The sequence below is a fragment of the Rhodopseudomonas pentothenatexigens genome (assembly GCF_900218015.1).
Classification (GTDB): Bacteria; Pseudomonadota; Alphaproteobacteria; order Rhizobiales; family Xanthobacteraceae; genus Rhodopseudomonas; species Rhodopseudomonas pentothenatexigens.
The window spans coordinates 68,666-74,665 of record NZ_UFQQ01000024.1 but is presented as its reverse complement, the minus strand read 5'-3'; the positions used below and the strand labels follow the sequence as shown (position 1 = coordinate 74,665).

Genomic DNA, 6,000 nt, shown 5'->3' with positions numbered 1-6,000 from the left:
ACGCTGACCGCCAGGGGTAAACCACACAAGCTCGCCTTGGTCGCCTGCGCCCGTAAGCTGATTATCTTCATCAACACAGTCGTCGCCCGCGGCACTCCTTGGATCGCTAAATCTGCCCCGATCTAATGGTTGCTCAGGATGAGGACTCAGTGCCTTCGGAAACGTCGGATCGTTTCAATCAAACGATGAGCCGCTCTAGTTCAAGGTCGGTGCCTGAGCGGGCGTCGCAGCGACGGGGTCAGGCGGCGAGATCCGCCACCACCGCGTCCAGCACGGGAAAGCCCTCCTGCGTCACCCGCAGGCGGCCGTCGGCATCGACCGCGATCGCGCCCTCTTCGCGCAGCAATGCGATCCGCGACGGATCGAGCGGGCGGCCGGACAATAGCTGATAGCGCTGCGGATCGATGCCCTCGGCGAGCCGCAGCCCCATCAGCAGGAATTCGTCGGCGCGCTCTTCGCTGGTGAGGCGTTCGTCGGCGATCAGGCCGTGGCCGGTGGCTTCCACCCGCATCAGCCAGCTCTCGGGGCGCTTTTCAGTGGCGGTGGCGTAGCGCGCGCTGCCGAGATCGAGCCGGCCATGGGCGCCGGGGCCGATCCCGGCATATTCCTGGCCGCGCCAGTAGATCAGATTGTGCCGGCATTCCGCGCCCGGGCGGGCGTGGTTGGAGATCTCGTAGGCCGGCAGCCCCAGTTCGGCGCAGACCGACTGGGTGACGTCGTACAGCGCCCGCGCCTCGGCCTCGTCCGGCGTCGGCAGCTTGCCGGCCTTGTGCAGCGAATAGAACGGCGTGTCGGGCTCGATGGTGAGCTGATACAGCGACAGATGCTCGGCGGCCTCGCCGATCGCGTAGCGCAGTTCGGCTTCCCACATCGCCGCGGTCTGTCCCGGCCGCGCATAGATCAGGTCGAACGAGTAGCGGTCGAAGGCCGACTTGGCGATCGCCACCGCATTCAAGGCCTCTTCGGCCGAGTGCAATCGTCCGAGCGCCTTCAGCGAGGCGTCGTCGAGCGCCTGCACGCCGAGCGACACGCGGTTGACGCCGGCCGCCCGGTAGCCGCGAAACCGGGTCGCCTCGACGCTGGTCGGATTGGCTTCGAGCGAGATCTCGGCGTCGGGCGCGACCTGCCAGTGCCGCGCGATCGCGTCCAGGATCGCCGCAACCGTCGACGGCTGCATCAGCGATGGGGTGCCGCCGCCGAGGAAGATCGAGCTCACCTGGCGCGGACCGATCCGTTCTGCGGTGGTGGCGATCTCGCGCGCGAAAGCGCGGGCGAACCGCGCCTCGTCGATCGCGGCATGGCGGACGTGGCTGTTGAAGTCGCAATACGGGCACTTCGACAGGCAGAACGGCCAGTGCACATAGACGCCGAAAGCTGGGTCGGAGCTAGCCCGCAAGGCAGATCTCCGCCAGTTTGACGAACGCCTTGGCGCGATGCGACAGGCCGAGGCCGAGCGGCGGCAGGCCGTGCTTCTCGACGCTGGTCATCTCGCCGAAGGTGCGGCTGTGGCCATCGGGCAGGAAGACCGGGTCGTAGCCGAAGCCGGCGGTGCCGCGCGGCGGCCACACCAAAGTACCATCGGCGCGCGCCTCGACCTCCTCGACGTGCCCATCGGGCCAGGCGATACACAGCGCCGACACGAAATGCGCAGTGCGCCGCTCCGCCGCGGTGCCGCCGCGTTCCTGCAGCAGCCGTTCGATCTGCGCCATGGCAGCGCCGAAGTCCTTAGTTTCGCCGGCCCAGCGTGCGGAATATATTCCCGGGGCACCGCCGAGCGCATCGACTGCCAGTCCGGAATCGTCGGCAAACGCCGGCAGTTGCGCGGCCTTGGCGGCCGCCTCGGCCTTGATCCGGGCATTGGCCTGAAAGCTGTCGCCGGTCTCGTCGGGCTCGGCGAGGCCGAGCTCACCGGCGGAGATCGCCTCTATGCCGTAAGGGGCCAACAGCTCCCGCATCTCGGCCAGCTTGCCGGGATTGTGGGTGGCGATCACGAGCTTGCCGGTGATTCGACGGTGCATGACGATGTCAGCCTAGCTCAGCTCGCGTTGCGAAGAGGTGGCAGGAATGACTCACCCCACCGCCATTTTCTGCAGATCTACCAGCCGGGCGACACCCTTCTGCGCCAGTGCCATCAGCGCCAGGAACTCGTCCTGCGAGAACGGCGTCTTTTCGGCCGTGCCCTGGACCTCGACGATCCGGCCGTCGCCGGTCATCACGAAGTTGGCATCGGTCTCGGCCTCTGAATCCTCGGCATAGTCGAGATCCAGCACCGGCGTGCCGTTGTAGATGCCGCAGGAGATCGCCGCGACATTGTCGCGTAGCACCTGGGTCTTGATCATGTTGCGGGCCTTCATCCAGTTCAGGCAGTCCGCGAGTGCGACCCAGGCACCGGTAATCGAGGCGGTCCGGGTGCCGCCGTCGGCCTGCAGCACGTCGCAATCGACCGTGATCTGGCGCTCGCCCAGCGCCTCGAGATCGACGATGGTGCGCAGCGAGCGGCCGATCAGGCGCTGAATCTCGACGGTGCGGCCGTTCTGCTTGCCGGCCGAGGCTTCGCGCCGGGTGCGTTCCAGGGTGGCGCGCGGCAGCATGCCGTATTCGGCTGTCACCCAGCCGCGGCCCTGGCCCTTCAGCCACGGCGGCAGCCGCTCTTCCAGGGTGGCGGTCACCAGCACATGGGTATCGCCGAACTTCACCAGGCAGGAGCCCTCGGCATATTTGACGACGCCGCGTTCCAGCGACACGGCGCGCAGTTCATCCGGCGCACGGCGGCTCGGCCGCATGGGGACCTCCATCTATTGCGGGGAAATCAATGTTGCGGTGCTTTTAGGGGGCCGCGGCCGTAGCGGCAAGGGTTGCGGGCCGCAACCCCGCGCTCGCCGCTTGTAACGGGGCCCGGGCGACGACAAATTAAGCGGACCACGGAGGAGAATTTGGTTCAGCACGACCCGATCGGCCTGATCGCCCCCAATGCCGGCCTGGCCCAGCTCAACGAGCGCTCGCGGGAGATTTTTCGTCAGATCGTCGAAAGCTATCTGGCGACCGGCGAGCCGGTGGGCTCCCGCAACATTTCCCGTCTGATTTCCGTTCCGCTGTCGCCCGCCTCGGTGCGCAATGTGATGGCCGACCTCGAACAGCTCGGCCTGATCTACGCCCCGCACACTTCGGCCGGCCGGCTGCCGACCGAGCTCGGTCTGCGGTTCTTCGTGGATGCGCTGATGCAGGTCGGCGACCTCACCGAGCCGGAGCGGCAGTCGATCCAGGCGCAGCTTTCGTCGGTGGGGCGCGCCCATACGGTGGAAGCCGCGCTCGGCGAGGCGCTGACGCGGCTGTCGGGCCTGACCCGGGCGGCCGCGGTGGTGCTGACCGCGAAGGCCAATGTCCGGCTCAAGCACATCGAATTCGTCCGGCTGGAGCCTGAGCGGGCGCTGGTGATCCTGGTGGCCGAAGACGGCCAGGTCGAGAACCGGGTGCTGACGCTGCCGCCCGGGGTGCCGTCGTCGGCGCTGGTCGAGGCCACCAATTATCTCAACGCCCGGATTCGCGGCAGGACGCTCGCGGAAGCCCGGCTCGAGCTCGAATCGCTGATGGTCCAGAACAAGGCCGAGCTGGATCAGCTCACCCAGAAGATCATCTCGGCGGGAATCGCCAACTGGTCGGGCGGCGACGGCGAGGACCGGCAGTTGATCGTGCGCGGCCATGCCAATCTGCTCGAAGACCTGCACGCGCTCGACGATCTGGAGCGGGTGCGGCTGCTGTTCGACGATCTCGAGACCAAGCGCGGCGTGATCGATCTGCTCGGCCGCGCCGAAAGCGCCGACGGGGTGCGGATCTTCATCGGCTCGGAGAACAAGCTGTTCTCGCTGTCGGGCTCGTCGACCATCATCGCGCCCTACAGCGACGGCGCCGGTCACATCGTCGGCGTGCTCGGCGTGATCGGCCCGACGCGGCTGAACTATGCGCGAGTGATCCCGATGGTCGATTACACCGCACGGATCGTCAGCCGGATGCTCGGGGGCTGATTTTCAGAAACTTGATTTTCGCGCCGCGAACCACGATATCCCGGCCAACTCTCCCGTAACGATCCAGACGATTTTTCAAGAAGGTAGCGTGATGACCGAGACTGATGGACAGAAGGACAACAACCAGGACACGGCGCAGGCCGCCGCCGATCCGGTCGTTTCCAAGCCGTACATCATGCCGGACGACCCGGAAGAAGGATCGAACGAGGCGCTGGTGCGCGAGGCTGCGGACGCGCGGGACAAGATGCTGCGCACGCTGGCCGAGATGGAGAATCTGCGCAAACGGACCCAGAAGGAAGTCGCCGACGCGCGCACCTATGGGGTGACGTCGTTCGCGCGTGACGTTCTGGACATTGCCGACAACCTGCAGCGCGCGCTCGACGCGGTGCCGGCGGAGGCCCGTGCCAACGCCGAGCCGGGCCTCAAGGCGCTGATCGAGGGCGTCGAACTCACCGAGCGGTCGCTGCTCAACGCGCTGGAGAAGAACGGCGTCAAGAAGTTCGATCCGAAGGGCCAGAAGTTCGATCCGAACTTCCAGCAGGCGATGTACGAGGTGCCGGATCCATCGGTGCCCGCCGGCACCGTGGTGCAGGTGGTGCAGGCCGGCTTCATGATCGGCGAGCGCGTGCTGCGTCCGGCGCTGGTCGGGGTCGCCAAGGGTGGCGCCAAGGCTGCGCCGAGCGAAGGCGGCGGCGATACGGCCGGCTGATATCCGTCTGGCGGATTGGGCCGTGCCGCTCGCCGGCCTCAACACTTGGTCTGAGAGGGGCTCGATCCGAGACAAACAAACGGCGCGCGGTTTCGCGCGTCGTTCTTGCGTGGATCAACGCGGCTGCAGACCGTCGCGCACCTTGCGAAAGCGCGGAAACGCCGTCGCCCACTGATCCTTCGGCGACGAGCCGATCACCCGCATCGCCACATTGGCACCGCCGAAGCGCAGCCACTGCACCACGGTCACCGGCGTATTGTCCTTGCCGCTGACCCCGTTGATCCGTGTCTCGAAGCCGGCCGATCCGTCGATCCGGATCGGCTCGGACATTGTGATCTTGCCGTCACGCAGGCCGGGGATCGCCTCGGCCGCCTGCTGCGCGAAGCGGGCGCGGTCGTCGGTCTTCTCCGGCACTGAGCCGATCAGCCCGAGCACCATGAACGGGCCGGTTTCCACCGCCTCCTCGTTGCCGTCGGTCAGAAGCAGCGCGACGCCGGGCGCAAGCGTCCGCACCGTCTTGAAGTCGCCGAGGTCGCGGACCTTGAACGTCATTTCGGCGACCTGTTCGTCGACCGGCACCTGCTGGCGCACCGACACCGACGACAGCATCTTCTTGACCGCCTCGTCGGAATAAGTCTCCGACTTGACCGCGGCGACCTGCACCGCGACGTACCCGGAAAACAGTTTGCTGCCGGGCACGATCATCGAGTAGCGGCGGACCTTGTCGGGGCCGACCACGGCGTCCTCGGCAGTGAAGTAGCCGCTGCCGGCGGGAGTCTCGATCTTCTCCGGCTTGACGTTGCCGAGCGAGCCTTCGGGCGCTGCTTTGAAGGCGGCGTCGATCTTGTCGAACGCCGGCCCCGGCAATTCCGAGACCAGCACCTTGACGCCGTGGTCGTCGGATTCGAAGCCCAAGAAAGTCGTGGCCTGGATCAGCCCCGGCATCGGCACGATGCCGACCCGGATGCCGCGTGGGTAAACCGTGTCGGCGGCGGCGGCGTGGGTCGCGGCGGCCGACAGCAGGGCAATCGCAAACAGGCGCGCTATCTGTCTCATGGCGAGTTGTCCTGGGGCTGCATTGAGGCCGTTGTTTGGTTGGGGCGTCGATCGGCCGGCGGGCCGGATCGCGCGGTCGGCAAGCGCCGATGATGCGCCGCGCGCGCCGACCCGGCAAGCCGCGCTGCAGCAGGCTTTGCCGGCGTTTCGTAACGATTCGTAAAGCCCGTGTTTTCGTTATCGAAACCCCGTCGCGGTCCTTGCGGACCCGAC

Annotated in this window: 6 protein-coding genes; 2 read left to right on the top strand and 4 right to left on the bottom strand. The window is 66.9% G+C overall.

The genetic code is table 11. From position 1 onward, the window contains the following. Window positions 1-238 precede the first annotated feature (238 nt). The 3 genes from hemW to rph are packed head-to-tail and all read right to left on the bottom strand — an operon-like array spanning window position 239 to window position 2,783. Window positions 239-1,396 carry a radical SAM family heme chaperone HemW gene (gene hemW, locus DWA33_RS19710; RefSeq protein ID WP_114360212.1) on the bottom strand — a complete coding sequence of 386 codons (1,158 nt, stop codon included), beginning with the start codon at window positions 1,394-1,396 and terminating at the stop codon, window positions 239-241. Then, window positions 1,386-2,018 (bottom strand): RdgB/HAM1 family non-canonical purine NTP pyrophosphatase, encoded by a 633-nt coding sequence (gene rdgB / locus DWA33_RS19705; RefSeq protein WP_114360211.1) that lies wholly within the window; start codon window positions 2,016-2,018, stop codon window positions 1,386-1,388. The genes hemW and rdgB overlap by 11 nt, the downstream gene beginning before the upstream one ends. Before the next feature lie 51 nt (window positions 2,019-2,069). Further along, window positions 2,070-2,783 carry a ribonuclease PH gene (rph, locus tag DWA33_RS19700; RefSeq protein ID WP_114360210.1) on the bottom strand — a complete coding sequence of 238 codons (714 nt, stop codon included), beginning with the start codon at window positions 2,781-2,783 and terminating at the stop codon, window positions 2,070-2,072. 150 nt (window positions 2,784-2,933) lie between these two features. Here rph and hrcA point away from each other — a divergent pair, with 150 nt between their 5' ends. After that, complete coding sequence (gene hrcA / locus DWA33_RS19695) at window positions 2,934-4,022, top strand: heat-inducible transcriptional repressor HrcA (RefSeq protein WP_114360209.1); 1,089 nt, start codon at window positions 2,934-2,936, stop codon at window positions 4,020-4,022. Window positions 4,023-4,113: 91 nt separating this feature from the next. Beyond that, entirely contained in the window at window positions 4,114-4,731 is a 618-nt protein-coding gene (grpE, locus tag DWA33_RS19690) for a nucleotide exchange factor GrpE (protein WP_114360208.1), read from the top strand. A 114-nt stretch (window positions 4,732-4,845) separates the two neighbouring features. On the opposite strand, the gene DWA33_RS19685 is transcribed toward grpE, so the two are convergent. After that, a complete protein-coding gene (locus DWA33_RS19685) occupies window positions 4,846-5,787 on the bottom strand; it encodes a hypothetical protein (protein WP_114360207.1) in 942 nt (313 codons plus the stop codon). Between the last annotated feature and the right edge of the window lie 213 nt (window positions 5,788-6,000).

What these genes read in the sequence shown, in the direction of transcription:
- grpE (WP_114360208.1), top strand. Translation starts at nt 4,114, where the DNA reads ATGACCGAGACTGATGGACAGAAGGACAACAACCAGGACACGGCGCAG.
- rph (WP_114360210.1), bottom strand. Translation starts at nt 2,783, where the DNA reads ATGCGGCCGAGCCGCCGTGCGCCGGATGAACTGCGCGCCGTGTCGCTG.
- DWA33_RS19685 (WP_114360207.1), bottom strand. Translation starts at nt 5,787, where the DNA reads ATGAGACAGATAGCGCGCCTGTTTGCGATTGCCCTGCTGTCGGCCGCC.
- rdgB (WP_114360211.1), bottom strand. Translation starts at nt 2,018, where the DNA reads ATGCACCGTCGAATCACCGGCAAGCTCGTGATCGCCACCCACAATCCC.